We start from the raw sequence: 16,755 nt of genomic DNA on the forward strand, positions 1-16,755 counted from the left end.
GCTTGGAGATGATGGTGACGGACTACGTAAAGATCGAGAAGGGCCTTGGGCCTGAGGGCCGGATTGCGGTGGTCCGTTTCGACCGCGGCGACGGCATCAATGCGCTCTCGCCGGAGGCATTGCGGCAGCTGACCGCCGCGGCGCGCAGTTTCGAGGATGACGCCGCGACATCGGTCGTCGTCTTGACCGGCAGCTCGGGCGCGTTCAGCGCCGGCTTCGACCTCAAGGATGCGGAGGGACGTGCGCGCAAGGAGATGGATCTCGGCACGCTACGGCGGCATCTCAAGCTCGGACCGCGCCTGACGCACGCCTGGCAGGAGATGGAGCAAATCACGATCGGGGCGATCGAGGGATTTTGCGTCGGCGGCGGCGTGGCCCTCGCCGTCGCGCTGGACTTCCGCATCATGGGCCGCAAGGCGCATTTGCGCGTGCCCGAGATCGGGCTCGGCATGAACATGAGCTGGCAGAGCATCCCGCGCATGCTGCATCTGATCGGGCCGGCCCGCACCAAGCAGGCGGTCATATTGGCCGACCAGCGCATCAGCGCGGACGAGGCCTATGACTGGGGCCTGGTGGAGCAGGTGACCGATCCCGGTCATGCGTTCGATGCGGCCATGGAGCTTGCCCGGAAGGTCGCCGCGCAGCCGCCGCTCTCTGTCGCGATGACAAAGCTGACCGTCAACCGGCTCGCCCACGCACTGGACGATCTCGCCAGCCACATGGATGTCGATCAGTTCGCACTCGCCAGCCTCAGCGAGGATCACAAGGAAGGCGTCGAAGCATTTCTGGCCCGCCGCAAGCCGCGCTTCAGGGGGCGGTAGATCAGGCGCGCAGGAGGATGATCCCGTCGGCAGATGAATATTCTTTGCATCCGACGGATTGGGAAAACTTCGTCCAACTCCTCGCACATATCTGACATTGCAAGGAAGACTGCAAACGGCGATGGTGCGTGCTGCGGTGCAGCACGCACTACCCAGCCGGCATCGCAATTTCACCTCCGTCGCTCCGTGCGACCTGATTCCCGTATGCCCGTGAGCGGCGCGGGCCAGCGAACTATTGTGCATGAAGGCCGTCTCCATGAACGCCCACCAATCGCTCGCGATCGGACAGCCGATCGAAACGTTTGACGCGATTTCACCACCTGTGACCGAGCCGGACGCGATGATCCGTTTCGAAGGCATCTCGAAGACATATCCCGCCTATCGCGGCAAGCCCGGCGTGAACGCGCTGCAGAATATCGACTTTGCAATTCCGCGCGGATCCGTTACCGGCGTGATCGGCCGCTCCGGCGCGGGCAAGTCTAGCCTGGTTCGGCTGATCAACGGGCTGGAGAAACCGACCACGGGCCGCGTGATCGTCGACGGCCGCGACATCTCGGCGCTGAGTGGCCGCGCGCTGCGGCCGGCGCAGCGCTCGATCGGCATGATCTTCCAGCACTTCAACCTGTTGTCGTCGCGCAGCGCTGCCGACAACATCGCGCTGCCGCTCGAGATCGCCGGCTGGGCCAAGGCCGACATCAAGGCCCGCGTCGCTGAGCTGCTCGCGCTCGTCGGCATCGCGGACAAGCACGACCGCTATCCTTCGGAACTCTCCGGCGGCCAGAAGCAGCGCGTCGGCATTGCCCGCGCGCTGGCGACGCGGCCGAGCGTGCTGCTGTCGGACGAGGCGACCTCCGCGCTCGACCCGCAGACCACGCGTGCGATCCTCGATCTGCTCGCGAACATCAACCGCGAGCTCGGCGTGACCATCGTGCTGATCACCCACGAAATGTCCGTGGTGCGCCAACTCGCCAAGGAGGTCGTCGTGCTCGACGCCGGACACGTCGTCGAGAGCGGCCATGTCGCCGACATCTTCACCCATCCCAAGCATCCCATCACACAGTCGTTCCTGGCGGAGGTCATCGGCGACAGCCTGCCAGTGTCGCTGGCGAGCCGGATCGTGCCGGGGCCTTCGGCCGGCGGCCACGCCGTGATCCGCATCCAGGTGCGTGGGGCAGGGGCCGGCGACACGCTGGTGGCGCGGCTCGCGCGCGAACTCGGCCGCGACGTGTCGCTGCTGTCGGCGCGCATCGACGAGATCGGCGGCCAGCATGTCGGCTCGCTCGTTCTCGGCATTCCTCTCGGTGCTTCCAGCGGAGCGGACGCGGTGACGCGGACGCTGGCCTTTCTGTCTCGACATCAATTCTCGGCGGAGCATCTCGGCTATGTCGCCTGAACTCATCAACCTGATCGTCCAGGCGACCTTCGAGAGCCTGTACATGGTCGGCATCGCCGCGCTGCTCGGCACCGCCTTCGGCCTGCCGCTCGGCGTCTTCCTCGCGACCAGCCGCAAAGGCGAGTTGTTCGCAGCCCCCATGGTCAATCGTGTGCTCGGCATCGTCGTCAACGCGACGCGTTCCACGCCGTTCATCATCCTCGTCGTCGCCATCATTCCGTTCACGCGCCTCATTGCCGGCACCTCGATCGGATCGACCGCAGCGATCGTGCCACTGACGATTGCATCGACGCCGTTCATCGCGCGCCTGGTCGAAGCTGCGATCCGCGAGGTCGACGGCGGTCTGATCGAGACCGCATCCTCGTTCGGCGCTTCGCCGCTTCAGATCGTGCTCAAGGTGCTGATCCCCGAGGCGCTGCCTGGCCTGTTGCTGGCGCTGACGCTCGCCGTGGTCAGCCTGCTCGGCTATTCCGCGATGGTGGGCGCGGTCGGCGGCGGAGGGCTTGGCGATCTCGGCATCCGCTACGGCTACCAGCGCTTCATGCCGGAAATGATGCTCGCCGTCGTCGTCGTGCTGATCGCACTGGTGCAACTCGTCCAGAGCGCCGGCGACTATCTGGCGCGCCGGGTCAACCGCCGCCTGCGGCATCGCTGAACCGGATCACGCGGCACGCCTCGCCCGCCGCAGCGTCTCCGAGGGCAGCTCGGAGAAGTGGCGCTTGTAGTCGAGCGAGAACTGGCTGAAGTGCCAGAAGCCGTGCTGCACGGCGACGTCGTAGATGGATGTGCCAGCGCCGCCGGCGCGTTTCAGATCGCGCCGCACGCCGTTCAGTCGCATCGCACGCCAATAGTGCATCGGGCTCGTGCCCAGAACCGCCTGGAAGCAATAGCCGAGCTTGCGCGGGCTCGCGCCCGCCGCCTTGCAGACCTCCAGCAGCGACAGCGAACGATCGCCGTTGCCGTGCATCAGCTCGCGAGCGCGATCGACGGTACGTTTGCGCGCGTTCGCGCTGCGGCCGGGATCGGTGGGACGTGCGGTCGGCAGCATGTCCATGATCTCGACGAGGAGGGCGTCTTCGAGCGCCTGCCGGACGGTCGGATCCTGGAACCGTTCGGGCGCGGTCGCGATGGCCTCGTGAATGGCCTCGAGATGGGCTCGCAATCGTGCGACCGGCGCCTGCGCCATCTCGAACACCCGCAATTGGTGCCAGACCGCGCGCGGCAGATCGATCTCGAGCCGGGCGGCGAGATCCCGGATCAGCGCCGCGCTGGCGACGACACCGCGCAGCTCGAATGACTTCGGCGTGCACATATCGACCTCGGCGTCGACGCAGGCGATGACCTGGGCGCCTGCAACGCTGGCGCCGTTGCAATTGACCTCGCTGTCACCGCGCCAGGGTAGACCAATGCCAAAGCTGTCGGCGCCAAGCTGACCGTATTGGCGAACCTGCTGGCTGGTGATTTCGCGGAACACCTCGACACGGGGCAGAGAGAGCTGGATGAAGCTGCCGCGAAACGCGCCGGCGCTGATCTGGTCGTAGCGCAGCCGCCAGCGGCCGAGCGCGGCGCAGTGCTCATCAACATCGGTGCTGCTCGCCTCGATCAGGCCGGCAGCCGAGTCCTGAATCGGAGGAATTACGTTCAAGGCCATGATAATACGCCGAAAGTTGCCAGCCAAGACCAGCAATAAGTGTGCCAAGACTGACCCGCCGGACGGCCGAGTCTGGCAGAATATTGCCGGATCTCGATAACGTCCGATAGCGCCGCAGTGCAGATTTCCTTCCAGCCGCTCCGACATCGCAGTCGGGATGGCCTTGCGGAGGATCGAGATGCGACCGACCGACGTCATGCGCGGCAGCCCGCCCGCGCCCGAGGCCCAGGTGACGCGCGCCAATTGGCGCAGCTATCCCGCGATACGCTGGGGCTTTACCCATACCCGGGAAGTGCTGCCGACCGCAGAGGTCCGCCGCTCGACGCATCCGACGCCGATGCAAAAGGCGCCGCGCGAATTGTCTCAGCTCGGCCTCAAGGTGCCGGACGGCCAGCCGACGACGATCTCGGCCACGCTGCGTGAGACCTTTGGCGATGCACTGCTGGTCATGCATCGGGGCACGCTGATCCACGAATGGTATGGCGACGGCATGAGCGCGACAACGCCGCATCTGATCTGCTCGATCAGCAAGTCGATTGCCGGCACGCTCGGCGGCGTGCTGGCCGCGCGCGGGCTGCTCGATCCGGAGGCGAGGGTGGTGCGTTACGTGCCGGAGTTGGAGAATTCCGTCTACGGCAGCTGCACGGTCCGCAACGTGCTCGACATGGCCGTCGCCATCAAGTTCGATGAAGATTACGAGGACCCTGCCGGTGACGTCGCGCGCTACCGCTTCTCCTCGGGCTGGGATGTGCCGCCCCCAGGCGTCGAGCCGAGCCATCAGCGCGCCTATCTCGCCACGCTGCGCGGCACCGGCAAGCCGCACGGCAAGGTGTTCCACTATGTCTCGACCAACACCGAAGTTCTCGGCTGGGTGTATGAGCGCGCCTGTGGCATGCCTTACCCTCGCATCCTCTCCGAATATCTCTGGCAGCCGATGGGCGCGGAGGAGGACGGCTCCCTCACGCTCGACAGCCACGGCATGGGCCGCATCGCCGGCGGTCTGTCCGTCACTGCCCGCGATCTCATCCGCTTCGGCGAGATGATCCGCTGCCGCGGCGTGGTCGAGGGACGGCAGGTGGTGCCGGGCTGGTGGATCGACGACATCCACGAGAACGGCGATCCCAAGGCCTGGGCCGACGGCGACCTCGCCGACATCTTCCCGGGCGCGCGCTACCGCAGCAAATGGTACACGATCGATCCCTCGCGGTACGATCTCGCCGCGATCGGCATCCACGGCCAGTGGCTCTACATCGACGCGGCTTCCGACACCGTCATCGTCAAGCTCGCGACGCAGCCGAAGGCGATGGACGTTCCGCTTGACCATCGCTGGCTCGCCGCCTTCCGCGCCATCACCGCCCATCTCGCTCCGCGCTGACTTCTGGACATCATCATGCTCGATCCAGCCAAAGCCCGATCGCCCGCCCATGCCGCCACGGCGCATCCGCTCGATCCTCTGACGACTGAGGAGATCACGGCGGCCTGCACTCTGGTGCGTGCGGCCGCAACCTCGCCGGAGAACTGCCGCTTCCCGACGGTACGGCTGGAAGAGCCGACCAAGCAGGAGCTGGCCGCGGGCGGAGCAGGGCGCCGTGCCTTCGTGCTGACACTTGACATCACCACCGGCGAGGCCGTCGAGCACATCGTCGATCTTGGCCGCGGCGAGATCGTCGATCGAAAGCTCCTCCCCAACCGCGACATGCCTTATGGGCAGCCGCCGGTGATGCTGGAAGAGTTCTTCAAGTGCGAAGCCGTGGTGAAGGCCGATCCCGGCTGGCGCGCGGCGATGCATCGGCGCGGGCTTACCGACAAGGACATCGAGCTGGTCCAGGTCGACCCATTCTCCTCGGGCTTTTTCGACATGGAATTCGAGCGCGGCGCGCGCATCGTACGCGCCGTCAGCTTTTTCCGCGAGCATCTGCAGGACAACGGTTATGCGCACCCGATCGAGGGCGTCGTCGCCGTGGTCGATCTGATCGGCGGCAAGGTCATCGATCTCACGGATGCAGATCCGATCGTACCGATCCCGCGCAAGAAGCGAAATTACGGCGCTCACGAGGTCACCAACCCGCGCACCGACATCAAGCCGCTGCATATCGAGCAGCCGGAGGGCGCGAGCTTCAAGGTCGATGGCTGGAAGGTCGACTGGCAGAAATGGAGCTTTCGCGTCGGCTTTACACCGCGCGAGGGCCTGGTGCTGCACCAACTCTCCTACCAGGACGGCGCGCGCAAACGGTCGCTGATCCACCGCGCCAGCGTCACTGAGATGGTCGTGCCCTACGCCGATCCGACCGAGAACCATTTCTGGAAATCGGCGTTCGATGCCGGCGAATATGGCCTCGGCATGCTCGCCAACGCGCTCGAACTCGGCTGCGACTGCCTCGGCAACATCCATTATTTCGACGTGCCGGCGGCCGACAACAAGGGCGAGCCCTTCGTCATGCAGAACGCCATCTGCATGCATGAAGAAGATTACGGAATTGCCTGGAAACACTACGAATTTCGCAACGGCCTGTTCGAGGTCCGCCGCTCGCGGCGCCTCGTGATCTCGTTCTTCGCGACGGTCGGAAATTACGACTACGGATTCTATTGGTATCTCTACCAGGACGGCACGATCCAGCTCGAGACCAAGCTCACCGGCATCATCCAGACCGCCGCCGTGCCATCAGGCGAAACCTACAAATGGGGTGGCATGGTCGACGACAATTTGGGCGGGCCGACGCACCAGCACTTCTTCAACGTGCGCCTGCACATGGATCTCGACGGCGGCGGCAACACCGTCACCGAGCACGAGTTCGTGCCGCGGCCATGGGGCCACGACAATCCCCATGGCAACGCCTTCACCACCACGACGCGCGTGCTGTCACGCGAGCGCGACGCGGCGGCGATCGCCAATGGCGAGACCGGCCGGTTCTGGAAGATCAGCAATCCGAACGAATCCAATTCGGTCGGCAACGCGCCCGCCTACAAGCTCGTGGTCAATCCGAGCCCGCTGATGCTGGCGCAGGAGGGGAGCTATGTGCGCAAGCGCGGCGGCTTTGCCACCAAGCATGTCTGGGTGACCGCGTTCGATGCCGACGAGAAATACGCCAGCGGCGACTATCCCAACGTCCACGCCGGCGGCGACGGCCTGCCGCGCTACGCCGCGCAGAACCGCAACATCGAGAATGCCGACATCGTGGTCTGGCACTCCTTCGGCCATACCCATGTCTGCAAACCCGAGGACTTTCCGATCATGCCGGTCGAATATGCCGGCTTCATGCTCAAGCCGACCGGCTTCTTCGCGGCCAATGCGGCCGGAGATATTCCACCGGACCGCAACAGCCGCAGCGTGCTGGCGGGGGAGAAGAGCGCCGCCGCAACCTGTTGTCATGCGGACCGGGAGTGACATTCGACAGCAAATGCCTTCTTCGGCTCGCCGCGCTGATCGCGCGATGCAGCTATCGCATGCGGTCGTGTTCCGAACAGACCGCCGAGTTTCAGTCTGGAAATATTCCAATTCTAAAGAAGCGACGTTGGGCGCATTGGTCGCAGAGTCTATTCCCCAGTCTCGATAAATTCTAACACCGCATCTCTCGCACTCCGGACCTGCCTGCGTTAGGGCGGGACATCAAAAATGATACCGGCGAAGCCGGCGGTGCGTGGGGCCTCGAACGACGTGACTGACTTCCAACTTTCTTCGCGTGACGACACACGTCGTCGGCAGATTCAGGTATTTTTCCTCGGGGCGGTCAGCACATTGTCCCTCGTCGTTCCCTTCGGTTCCGTGGAGGCGCAGACGCAAATTCCCGCAGTCACCGTGGAAGCGCCGGCGGAGCGCGCCCGTCCGGCCGCGATTGCTTCGTCGCGAAGGGCGGCGGCAACTCGCACCGCACGCGCCAATCGTCGCGCTCCGGCGCAGCAGGCCACCCCGACTCAGTCGGCATCATCGAACGGCGCCACGGGCGAACGCGCCAATGGTCCGGTGCGCGGTTTCGTCGCGACAAGGAGCGGCACCGCCACCAAGACCGATACGCCCTTGATCGAGACGCCACAGTCGGTGTCGGTCATCACCACCGATCAGATCAGGAACCAGGGCGCGGTCTCGATCGGCGAGGCCCTGCGCTACACCGCCGGCGTGAGCGGCGACGTCAATGGCGGCTCGGACACCCGCTTCGGCGGACTCCAGATCCGCGGCTTCGACATGACCATGCCGGGCCTCTACATCGACGGCTTGCGGATTCCGTCCAGCAACTACGTGCATTTCAACGGCCTCGATCCCTATGGCGCCGAGCGCATCGAGGTGCTCAAGGGCCCGTCCTCCGCGATGTACGGCGGCAGCGGCACCGGCGGCATCCTCAACTACGTGACCAAGCTGCCGACCGCGCAGCAGTTCGGCGAGGTCTCGATCTCCGGCGGCAGCTTCAACCGCTATCAGGGCCAGTTCGACATGGGCGGCCCCGCCAACAAGGAAGGGACCGTGCTGTGGCGTCTCACCGGCGTGGTTCGCGACGGCGAGACGCAGGTCGACTTCAGCAAGGACAATCGCGTCTTCATCGCGCCCGCCGTCACCTTCAAGCCGAACGAGGACACCACCATCACCTTGCTCGCCAACTACCAGCGCGATCGGGCAGGGTGGGGCCTCCAGTTTCTGCCGGCCTCGGGTACGGTGTGGCCGAACAACGGCCGCACCATTCCGGTCTCGTTCTTCGCGGGCGTGCCGAGCTTCGATGCCTTCAACACCGAGATTGCGACCGTCGGCTACCAGCTGGCGCACAACTTCACCGACAACATCACGTTCCGCCAGAACCTGCGATACGCCTATCAGCACAACGAGGAGAAGGTGTTTTACGGCGGCGGCTATACCAACGAGGCCGCGGGACAGCTCGCACGTTATGGCAGCTACAGCAACTCCTACATCAACTCCTTCGCGGTGGACAATCAGCTCCAGGGCAAGTTCACCACGGGCTTCCTCAGTCACACCACGCTGGTCGGGATCGACTACCGCAACACCACGTTCCGCGATACCGCGTATAGCGTCACGACGTCGGCCCCCGAGATCAACGTCTTCAATCCGGTCTACAGCTACGACTGGACCATCGGCGCCATGAGCGACAATACCGGCGTCAAGCAGTCGCAGGTCGGCCTTTACGCGCAGGACCAGATCAAGCTCGGCCGGCTCTCGTTCCAGCTCGGCGGCCGCCAGGATTTCGTGACGACGCAGGTCGATAATGGTCTCGCCAACACCTCGGTCTCGAAGGACGCGTCGGCCTTCACCGGCCGGGCCGCCGTGATGTACAATTTCGACAACGGCATCGCGCCATATTTCAGCTATTCGGAATCCTTCCTGCCGGTGCTCGCGACGGCTTCCGGTCAGTTGCTCAATCCAGAGACCGGAGTCCAGTACGAAGTCGGCATCAAGTACCAACCGATCGGATGGAATGCCCTGTTCACCTTCGCCGCCTTCGACCTGACGCGCGACAACGTCGTCACCTACGCGCCTCCGAGCTATCTCGCGGAACAGACCGGTCAGGTGAAATCGCGCGGCATCGAGCTCGAAGGTACGATGTCGCTCGCCGACGGCTGGAACCTGCGCGCGGCCTATGCCTATGTCGATGCCGTGGTCACGCAGGATCCGGTCAATGTCGGCAAGGCCCCGGTTACCGTGCCGCTCAACCGCGCCTCGCTGTGGAGCGACTATACGCTCCAGAACGGCCCACTGGCGGGCTTGCAGTTCGGCGGTGGCATCCGCTATGTCGGCGCAACCTGGGGCGACGACGCCAACACGTTCAAGGTGGGAGCCTCGACCGTGCTGGATGCGTTGCTCGCTTACACCAAGGACAATTGGCGCCTGTCGCTGAACGTCACCAACCTGGCCGACACGCGCTATGTCGCTGCGTGCTACAGCCTGTCGGGCTGCTTCTACGCGGAAGGGCGCAAGGCCATCGGCAAGCTGACCTACCGCTGGTGAATTCGAACACGAGACGGTCCGGCTCTGAGGCCGGACCGCTGGATGAGAGTGGAAGGCGATGAGAGCGGTATTCGGCAGGTTGCATCGTTGGGCGGGACTGCTCACGGCCGGGTTCCTGTTCTTCTCCGGCATTACCGGCGCGATCATCTCGTGGGATCACGAGCTCGACGACGTCCTGAACAGCCATCTGTTCGACGTCAGCAGCAAGGGCCCGGCCATTCCATCGATCGAACTGGCCAAGATGATCGAGCAGCGCGATCCCCGTGCGCGCGTCGTCTACCTCTTCATGACGCCAGAAGATGGCCACTCGCTGTGGTTCTTCATCATGCCGCGGATCGACCCCGCGACCGGCAAGCGTTACCCGCTCGACTACAACCAGGTCTTCCTCGATCCCAACACCGGTTCGGAGCTCGGCCGGCGCTATTGGGGCGCGGTCTGGCCCGTCACGCGGGAGAACTTCGTCTCGTTCCTCTACAAGCTGCACTATACGATGCACATCCCGGAATTCTGGGGCAGCGACCGTTGGGGCATGCGCGTGCTCGGCGTGATCGCCATCATCTGGACCATCGACTGCTTCGTCGGTTTCTATCTGACGCTGCCTTCACGGCGGCGCGCCAAGGCGGCGCGGGCGCCCGAGGTCGCGCGCCAGCTCGAGCGCGGCTTCTGGGCGCGCTGGGCGCCGGCCTGGACCATCAAGACCTCGGGCAGCGCCTATCGGATCAATTTCGACATCCACCGCGCCTTCAGCCTGTGGACCTGGGGCGTGCTGTTCATCATCGCGTTCACGGCGTTCTCGCTGAACCTCTATTTCGAGGTGTTCTCGCCGCTGATGAAGATGGTGTCGAACTACACGCCGACGCCCTATGAGCAGCGGCCGTATCGCGATCTCGATCATCCCATCGAGCCCAAGGTGACATTCGCCGACATCGCCGCACGCGCCGCCGCCGATGGCAAGGCGCGCGGGTGGAGCATCCCGGTCGGGTCGATCAACTACGGCCCGGCCCATGGCGTCTATGCCGCCGCCTTCTTCCACCCCGGCGACGACCACGGCGCCGGCGGCGTCGGCCCGGCGCAGCTCTATTACGACAGCGAGGATGGCCGGCCCATTGGTGAGCGGCTGCCCTGGGTCGGCACTGCCGCCGACATCTTCGTGCAAGCGCAGTTTCCGCTCCATTCGGGCCGGATCGTCGGGCTGTTCGGCCGCATCCTGATCTCGATGATGGGACTGGTGGTGGCGGCGCTGTCGGTCACCGGCGTCGTGATCTGGTGGCGCAAGCGCCGCGCCCGCGTCCGCGTGCGCGAGACCGCAGCGATTCGCCTGAACCGGCAGCAACTCACGCCGGCAGAGTAGGGCTCAGCCTTCCGCCGAGGGATGAACCTTCCCGCCCGGCACAGGCACAGAAACTGGAGATCGCTCACAGTCGTCCGGAATTGCAATGAGATCGCTCGCCTTGCTCTACCTGCTCGCCCTGGCTGCGCCCGCCCATGCGGCCGCGCCGGAGCAGAATTATCTCGGTCTGCGCGATCGCTACATCGTAAAGTTCTCGAAAGCCAAGGAGAGCGACGAAGTCTATAAGCAGCACGATGCCGCCCTGAAGGAGATGGCAGGAGCGCTGCGCGGCCTGGTCGGACCCGTCACGATCAAGGGGCTGCCGGCCGAGGGCAGGTCGAACGTCGACACGCTCTTCAAGGACGACATTGGCTTCGGCCATCTCGACGGGCTCGCTTTCGCGTCCGAAGGCGGCAAGACGCGGGCCGTGGTGACGACCACGGCCTTGCTCAAGCACTGGCTGCGCGAGCACCGCGACGACGGCGTGCCGCAGGAGACCGGCGCGGCGATCAAGTCGGAGCGCTTCTACTACCATGCGATCGAGGACGCCGCCTTCGCCAAATATGCCGAGCTGCCGGTCACAAAGCCCGCATCCGCCAGCGCGGCGGTCGCCGTGCTCGGCCTGCGCGGCAATGGCGATCTCAAGGGCCCGCCGGACGAGATCGACGTCGTCGCCATAAAGGACGACAAGGTCTTCTTCATCGCCACATCGGACGCCGTGAAGACGGCTGAAATCCCGGCCTGCCAGAAGGTCTGGAAGCAGATGATGGCCAGGAAGACCCCGCAGGACGCCATGGCCCGTGAAGACCAGGCGATGGACGCCTACACCAAGTGCTTCGCCAAGGAAGCGCCAAGCCAGAGCTGGTTCGCGGCGGCCGTGAAGAAGGCGCAGAGCCAGCTCGATCTGCTGCCGCTACGCTGAATTGGAGCGCGGGAGGTGGGCAGCCTACACGGCCAACTCGACCGACGTGCCGGAGTCGTCGATCAGATGCACGCGGTCGATGTCGACACGCGGCAACAACGATCGAATCGCGTCTTCCGACATGAAGCTGAACGCCGTGGACAATGCGTCCGCGGCGGTCGCGCTGCGGGACACGGTCGTCACGCTGCGATAGCGCAACGCGCAGCCGCCCGTTCGCGGATCGAACAGGTGGTTGAATCGTGCCTTGGAATCGAACCGGAAGCCGTAGCCGCCCGAGGTGGACACGGCGCGATCGGCGATCGGCAGCACCGTTTTGGTGTGGTCCACGATGTCTGGATCGGCGATGCCGATGTCCCAGGGCCGTCCGTCCGGACGCGGACCGATCGCGCGGGCCTCGCCCATGTCGACGAGGCTGTGAGAGATGCCCTGCGCCCGCAGCAGGTCGACCACTCTGTCAGTGACGTAACCTTGCGCGATCCCGTTCAGGGTGACGGCCATGCCCCGAGGCATCGCGATCCGGTCGCGGCTGATCGACAGCCGGCCGCTGCCGATGCGCGCGAGCGCCGCTTCGATCTCGGCTGCCGCAGGACCGGCTGGATTCGCGTCGTCTTGCGCGAAGTGGCGGGCGTAGAGGTCCCAAAGCGGCTGCACCGTGACATCGAACAGACCGCCCGTCAGCCTGGAATAATGCTGCGAGGTCGAGAGCAGATCGACCATTTCGGCGGCGGGATCGATCAGGAGACCCTTCCGGTTCAGCTCGACCAGGGCGGAATCGTCCAGGTAAAGGCTGAACAGCCGCTCGAGCCGTCGCGCCTCGGCGCACGCCAGCGATATCAGCCGCTCGGCCCGGCGGCGGTCTTCGTCGTGGATCTCCATCGTCGCGACCGCGCCCAGCATCGTGCCGCGCCAGGTCACCGGGGCAACCTCGGCACGAACGGAAGGTCCGACGGACAGCGGGCCGAGCCCGGCCGCCGCGGCGCTGATCCGGATGAACCGTCGGCGGGTCAGCGCTTGCGTCATGGCGTCCTCCTCGATCGGTCGCGCGACGGGCCTTCGGTTGCATCGTCAGACCCAGCGCCGGCAGCAACATCCCCCGATGCCAGGACATAGTCGCGGGGCACCTCGTCGAAGCCGACGATTCTGCCCCCGTTTTCACCTGCGAACTTCTCCGCCGCCGCCCGGTCCGAGAACGGGACCGCCTCGTCCCCGCCCATGCCGCTCTTGACCCGGCTCTCGATCACGAACAACGCCTTGCGCGCCTCGACCCAGTTGTCGGCGCCGGGCAGGTCCCAGTTCGGTGCCTTGCCCATGTCGGAAACGTAGATCGCCTGGATGTCTTTGGGCTCGTCCGGCAGCATCGTGAAGGCGAGGGTGTCGCGTACCGACGAGAACCAGACGGGCTGAATGAGGCTCGTGGCGAAAATCTGCCCCTTGGGTCCTGGGTGCTCGAGTACGTTCATGCCGCAGTAATGGCCGATGTCCTCCGCCGTCATCCGATGCGGCGCCGGGATCGTCGCAGCCTGCCTCTCGTTGCAGCCCGCGAGCGCCAGCGGCAGCAGCAGGGCGCAAGCGATTGCGAGCCGCCTCATAGCTCCCTCCGCGAGAAGGCGAGCGCGGCCAGGCCCAGCGGCAGCACCGTCCAGCAGAGCAGGGCGGCGAGAAGGACCGGTATCGTCAGGGAGGTGTTTTGAGCAAGGCCCGCCATGCCGGCGAAGGTGCTGACATTGGCGAACCCGGTCAGGTTGATCAGCCGGTAGGCGTCGGTCGGATTGGACAGGAGCAGGGCGTTGAGCATGGTCGCCGAGATACTGCGCCCCTGGTCGAGCGCAAGCACGCCCAGCAATGCCATGTCGTAGATCAGCACCAGCAGCAGCCATAATCCGATGCAGATACCGGCCGCCGTTCCGCGGTCGCGCACGAGCGCGCTGACCAGATAGCCAATTGCGACGAACGCGGCGCCAAGCAGCACCGACGAGCCCACCATCGCCGTGAACGCCAGGAGACTATCGCCATCGATATCGCTGCCCGTCGCCGCCAGTGCCCCGACAGCCGCGCCATAGCCGAGGCAGGTCGCAAAACCGAGGACGGCGAGGTGGCCCAGGAACTTGCCGAGCAGCACCTGCCAGCGCGCGACCGGATAACTCAATAGCAGGAGCATCGTCCCTCGCTCCATCTCGCCGACGACGGCGTCGTGGGAGATCAGAAGCGCAATGAGCGGAACGAGAAAGATCGTCAGGCTCGACAGGCTGACGATGACCACGTCCAGCGTGCGAACGCCCACGTTGCCGGTCGGCGCGCTTCCGAGAAAGGTCAGTGACAGGGCGAGCCCGGCGAGCAGGAGCGTTGCGGCCAGCACCCAGCGATTGCGAACGGCCTGGTGGATCTCCTTGGCGGCGATGATCATGACGTTCATGGCGCCTGCTCCGACTGTCGAAGAAAGTGAGCGTAAAGCTCGTCGAGGGTCGGCGGGACCACGTCGACGTCCTCGATGGAATTGCCGGCGGCCGTCGCGCGATGCAGAAGCTCGATCTTCCGCTCCGGCGCGGCGTCGATCTCGACGATGTGGCCGTTCAAGCGGCGGCAGGTCGCGTCCTTGGGCGCCCAGCCCGGCAGCTCGCTCGGAGCGAGCCCTGCGACCCTGAGGCGGATCCTGGTGGGCAGCCGGGCCAGTCGACGCAGCTCGTCGATCGATCCGTCCGCGACCTTGATCCCGCGGTTCATGATGATGACCCGGCCGGCGCGCTCCTCGAGCTCGGTCAGCGCATGCGACGAGAGCAGCACGGTCGCACCGGCAGCGGCGAGCCGCGCGATGATGTCGTAGAAGGTCTGCCGCAGCTCCGGATCGAGACCGGTGGTCGGCTCGTCGAGCAGCAGCACGCGCGGTTGGCCGAGCAGCGCCTGCGCGAGCCCGAGCCGCTGGCGCATGCCCTTGGAATACGTGTTCACCCTGCGGCGGCTGGCGGCGCCCAGGCCTACGGTGTCGAGCAGCTCCAGAGCCCTGGCGACCGGCTCCCGCTTCAGCCTGGCGTAGAAGGCCTGCGTCTCGCGGCCGGTCAGGGCAGGGTCGAAGGAGACGTTCTCCGGCAGGTAGCCGAGCTGCCGTCGGCCCGCGAATTCACCGGCGGCGGGATTGTCTCCGAGCACCTCGATGGAGCCTTTGGTTGGCCGGATCAGCCCGAGCATGAGCTTCATGAGCGTGGTCTTGCCGGCGCCATTGTGGCCGATCAAGGCGACCAGCTCGCCTTGGCCAAGCGTGAACGAGGCATCGCGCACGGCGTCGATCCGGCCATACGCCTTGGTGACGTTGCTGACGCGTACCGTGTCGATCATCGGGTTTCCTTTGCGCGGCGCGTCGGCGGCGACACTAGCGGATGGCTGTCGACGACGCCGCCCGGCAGCAGTGCCGGAAACTGTGCCTGCGCCCAGCGGATCACCTGGACGGCAGGGCTATTGATCAGGACCTTTGCAGCGGGCGCCGTCCACAGCACGCGATCGATGAGGTCGTTCGGCCGGTATGCCGTGTCGGCGATTCCATCGCCATTGAGGTCGAATGCCGGGTTGTCGCTCCAGTAGTTGCCGCGCCCCCCGATCGACCAGTCCAGATGCCGGGTGCCGACATATTTCACCTGGTTGGCGTTGCTGACGAACGCATTGCCGGTGATTTCGTTGCCTTCGGAGCCGGCCGTGAAATGCACGCCGATGGCGCAGCGTTCGAACCAGTTGTTGCGGAACTTGTTGTGATTGGTGTTGTAGATGAAGACGCATTTTTCCGGGCCGGTCCTGAGAGTGCTCTCCCGTTTCGCCTGTGGAAGCATGCCTCGCTCGTCGTCCGGACCATCGTCCGTCTTCTGCATCGTCAGGTTCAGCGGGCCGCCCGTGACCCGATTGCCTTCGATCTCGGCATAGTTCGCGTAATTGAAGAGAAACCCATAGTCGCGATCGCGATCGGAGCTGTTGCCGCGGATCACCAGGCGGTTTGAGTACATGATCGCGTAACCGACATGGTTGCCGATCGAAACGTTGCCGCTGACTTCGCTATCGTTGGTGTACATGTAATGGACCGCGAAGCGAACCTGCTCGAAGCGATTGTTGAGGAAACGGTCCTTGCTGCTGGATATCGAGAAGATGCCGTCGCGGCCGTAACGAAACGTGTTGTTCGCGATGGTGACGTCGGGCGCATTCCAAAGCGAGACGCCGTTGCCCGCCTCGCTGAGACGTCCGCCGCGCAGTCCTTCAATCTCGTTGCGGACGACCCTGGAGCCCCGGGCGCCATGCACATAGACGCCGAACAGATTTCCGACCAGCCGGTTGTCCTCGATCGTCGCGCGCTGGGCCGTCTTCTGCAGGAAGATTCCGGAATTCATCGCCTGCAAATCGCGGCCGGACCCGCGAATGGTCACGCCACGGACGGTGACGTCGGGCGCGCTGACGGTGACGACGTTGTCGGCGCCGTCGCCGTCAAGCACTGCGCCCTCGGTCCCAACCAGTTCCAAAGGACGGTCGATCCGGATCGAGCCGTGATAGTCACCCGGTGCAAGCTTGACGATGTCGCCGGCGTGCGCGCCATCCAGCACCGCCTGTAGCGGCTCGCCGGGCGCAGCCGTCAATGTCTCCGCTTCAGCGAAGCCGGACAATCCGGCGGCGACCAGCGCCGCCGGAAACATGCGTGACAGAAGACCCACGAGATCGCT

The 16,755-nt window shown here is 65.2% G+C and carries 14 protein-coding genes; 8 read left to right on the top strand and 6 right to left on the bottom strand.

The genetic code is table 11. The annotated features are described in order from the left end of the window. Positions 1–14 precede the first annotated feature (14 nt). From ACSHT2_RS03145 to ACSHT2_RS03155, 3 genes are all read left to right on the top strand, one after another. Complete coding sequence (locus tag ACSHT2_RS03145; protein ID WP_440640340.1) at positions 15–821, top strand: enoyl-CoA hydratase/isomerase family protein; 807 nt, start codon at positions 15–17, stop codon at positions 819–821. A 241-nt stretch (positions 822–1,062) separates the two neighbouring features. Continuing rightward, positions 1,063–2,214, top strand: coding sequence for a methionine ABC transporter ATP-binding protein (locus tag ACSHT2_RS03150; protein WP_440640341.1), 1,152 nt, complete (start codon positions 1,063–1,065; stop codon positions 2,212–2,214). Next, positions 2,204–2,869 (top strand): methionine ABC transporter permease, encoded by a 666-nt coding sequence (locus ACSHT2_RS03155; protein WP_440640342.1) that lies wholly within the window; start codon positions 2,204–2,206, stop codon positions 2,867–2,869. The genes ACSHT2_RS03150 and ACSHT2_RS03155 overlap by 11 nt, the downstream gene beginning before the upstream one ends. Positions 2,870–2,875: 6 nt before the next feature. Here ACSHT2_RS03155 and ACSHT2_RS03160 read toward each other — a convergent pair whose 3' ends face one another. Further along, positions 2,876–3,865 carry a helix-turn-helix domain-containing protein gene (locus ACSHT2_RS03160; protein ID WP_440643030.1) on the bottom strand — a complete coding sequence of 330 codons (990 nt, stop codon included), beginning with the start codon at positions 3,863–3,865 and terminating at the stop codon, positions 2,876–2,878. Positions 3,866–4,043: 178 nt separating this feature from the next. Between ACSHT2_RS03160 and ACSHT2_RS03165 the strand changes: the two genes are divergently transcribed. The 5 genes from ACSHT2_RS03165 (at position 4,044) to ACSHT2_RS03185 (ending at position 12,064) form a co-directional block, all read left to right on the top strand. Then, positions 4,044–5,240 carry a serine hydrolase domain-containing protein gene (locus ACSHT2_RS03165; RefSeq protein WP_440640343.1) on the top strand — a complete coding sequence of 399 codons (1,197 nt, stop codon included), beginning with the start codon at positions 4,044–4,046 and terminating at the stop codon, positions 5,238–5,240. A 15-nt stretch (positions 5,241–5,255) separates the two neighbouring features. Continuing rightward, positions 5,256–7,250 carry a primary-amine oxidase gene (locus ACSHT2_RS03170; protein ID WP_440640344.1) on the top strand — a complete coding sequence of 665 codons (1,995 nt, stop codon included), beginning with the start codon at positions 5,256–5,258 and terminating at the stop codon, positions 7,248–7,250. A gap of 576 nt (positions 7,251–7,826) precedes the next feature. Next, positions 7,827–9,812 carry a TonB-dependent siderophore receptor gene (locus ACSHT2_RS03175; RefSeq protein ID WP_440643031.1) on the top strand — a complete coding sequence of 662 codons (1,986 nt, stop codon included), beginning with the start codon at positions 7,827–7,829 and terminating at the stop codon, positions 9,810–9,812. A gap of 58 nt (positions 9,813–9,870) precedes the next feature. Beyond that, positions 9,871–11,163 carry a siderophore utilization protein FsrB gene (gene fsrB / locus ACSHT2_RS03180; RefSeq protein ID WP_440640345.1) on the top strand — a complete coding sequence of 431 codons (1,293 nt, stop codon included), beginning with the start codon at positions 9,871–9,873 and terminating at the stop codon, positions 11,161–11,163. A gap of 85 nt (positions 11,164–11,248) precedes the next feature. After that, positions 11,249–12,064 (top strand): hypothetical protein, encoded by an 816-nt coding sequence (locus ACSHT2_RS03185; RefSeq protein WP_440640346.1) that lies wholly within the window; start codon positions 11,249–11,251, stop codon positions 12,062–12,064. A 24-nt stretch (positions 12,065–12,088) separates the two neighbouring features. On the opposite strand, the gene ACSHT2_RS03190 is transcribed toward ACSHT2_RS03185, so the two are convergent. The 5 genes from ACSHT2_RS03190 to ACSHT2_RS03210 are packed head-to-tail and all read right to left on the bottom strand — an operon-like array spanning position 12,089 to position 16,746. After that, positions 12,089–13,084 (bottom strand): FAD:protein FMN transferase, encoded by a 996-nt coding sequence (locus ACSHT2_RS03190; protein WP_440640347.1) that lies wholly within the window; start codon positions 13,082–13,084, stop codon positions 12,089–12,091. Continuing rightward, entirely contained in the window at positions 13,081–13,653 is a 573-nt protein-coding gene (locus ACSHT2_RS03195) for a nitrous oxide reductase accessory protein NosL (RefSeq protein ID WP_440640348.1), read from the bottom strand. The genes ACSHT2_RS03190 and ACSHT2_RS03195 overlap by 4 nt, the downstream gene beginning before the upstream one ends. Continuing rightward, positions 13,650–14,477 carry an ABC transporter permease gene (locus ACSHT2_RS03200; protein WP_440640349.1) on the bottom strand — a complete coding sequence of 276 codons (828 nt, stop codon included), beginning with the start codon at positions 14,475–14,477 and terminating at the stop codon, positions 13,650–13,652. Before ACSHT2_RS03200 ends, ACSHT2_RS03195 begins: the two co-directional genes overlap by 4 nt. Next, a complete protein-coding gene (locus ACSHT2_RS03205; RefSeq protein WP_440640350.1) occupies positions 14,474–15,394 on the bottom strand; it encodes an ABC transporter ATP-binding protein in 921 nt (306 codons plus the stop codon). Before ACSHT2_RS03205 ends, ACSHT2_RS03200 begins: the two co-directional genes overlap by 4 nt. Next, on the bottom strand, positions 15,391–16,746 hold the full coding sequence (locus ACSHT2_RS03210) for a nitrous oxide reductase family maturation protein NosD (RefSeq protein WP_440640351.1): 1,356 nt from the start codon (positions 16,744–16,746) through the stop codon (positions 15,391–15,393). Before ACSHT2_RS03210 ends, ACSHT2_RS03205 begins: the two co-directional genes overlap by 4 nt. Positions 16,747–16,755: the final 9 nt, after the last annotated feature.

This window comes from Bradyrhizobium sp. PUT101, from assembly GCF_052043945.1.
Lineage (GTDB): Bacteria > Pseudomonadota > Alphaproteobacteria > Rhizobiales > Xanthobacteraceae > Bradyrhizobium.

Excerpts from the sequence above, each read along its gene's own strand:
- ACSHT2_RS03150 (WP_440640341.1), top strand. The coding sequence starts at position 1,063 with ATGAAGGCCGTCTCCATGAACGCCCACCAATCGCTCGCGATCGGACAG.
- ACSHT2_RS03155 (WP_440640342.1), top strand. The coding sequence starts at position 2,204 with ATGTCGCCTGAACTCATCAACCTGATCGTCCAGGCGACCTTCGAGAGC.
- ACSHT2_RS03160 (WP_440643030.1), bottom strand. The coding sequence starts at position 3,865 with ATGGCCTTGAACGTAATTCCTCCGATTCAGGACTCGGCTGCCGGCCTG.
- ACSHT2_RS03165 (WP_440640343.1), top strand. The coding sequence starts at position 4,044 with ATGCGACCGACCGACGTCATGCGCGGCAGCCCGCCCGCGCCCGAGGCC.
- ACSHT2_RS03170 (WP_440640344.1), top strand. The coding sequence starts at position 5,256 with ATGCTCGATCCAGCCAAAGCCCGATCGCCCGCCCATGCCGCCACGGCG.
- fsrB (WP_440640345.1), top strand. The coding sequence starts at position 9,871 with ATGAGAGCGGTATTCGGCAGGTTGCATCGTTGGGCGGGACTGCTCACG.
- ACSHT2_RS03185 (WP_440640346.1), top strand. The coding sequence starts at position 11,249 with ATGAGATCGCTCGCCTTGCTCTACCTGCTCGCCCTGGCTGCGCCCGCC.
- ACSHT2_RS03190 (WP_440640347.1), bottom strand. The coding sequence starts at position 13,084 with ATGACGCAAGCGCTGACCCGCCGACGGTTCATCCGGATCAGCGCCGCG.
- ACSHT2_RS03195 (WP_440640348.1), bottom strand. The coding sequence starts at position 13,653 with ATGAGGCGGCTCGCAATCGCTTGCGCCCTGCTGCTGCCGCTGGCGCTC.
- ACSHT2_RS03200 (WP_440640349.1), bottom strand. The coding sequence starts at position 14,477 with ATGAACGTCATGATCATCGCCGCCAAGGAGATCCACCAGGCCGTTCGC.
- ACSHT2_RS03205 (WP_440640350.1), bottom strand. The coding sequence starts at position 15,394 with ATGATCGACACGGTACGCGTCAGCAACGTCACCAAGGCGTATGGCCGG.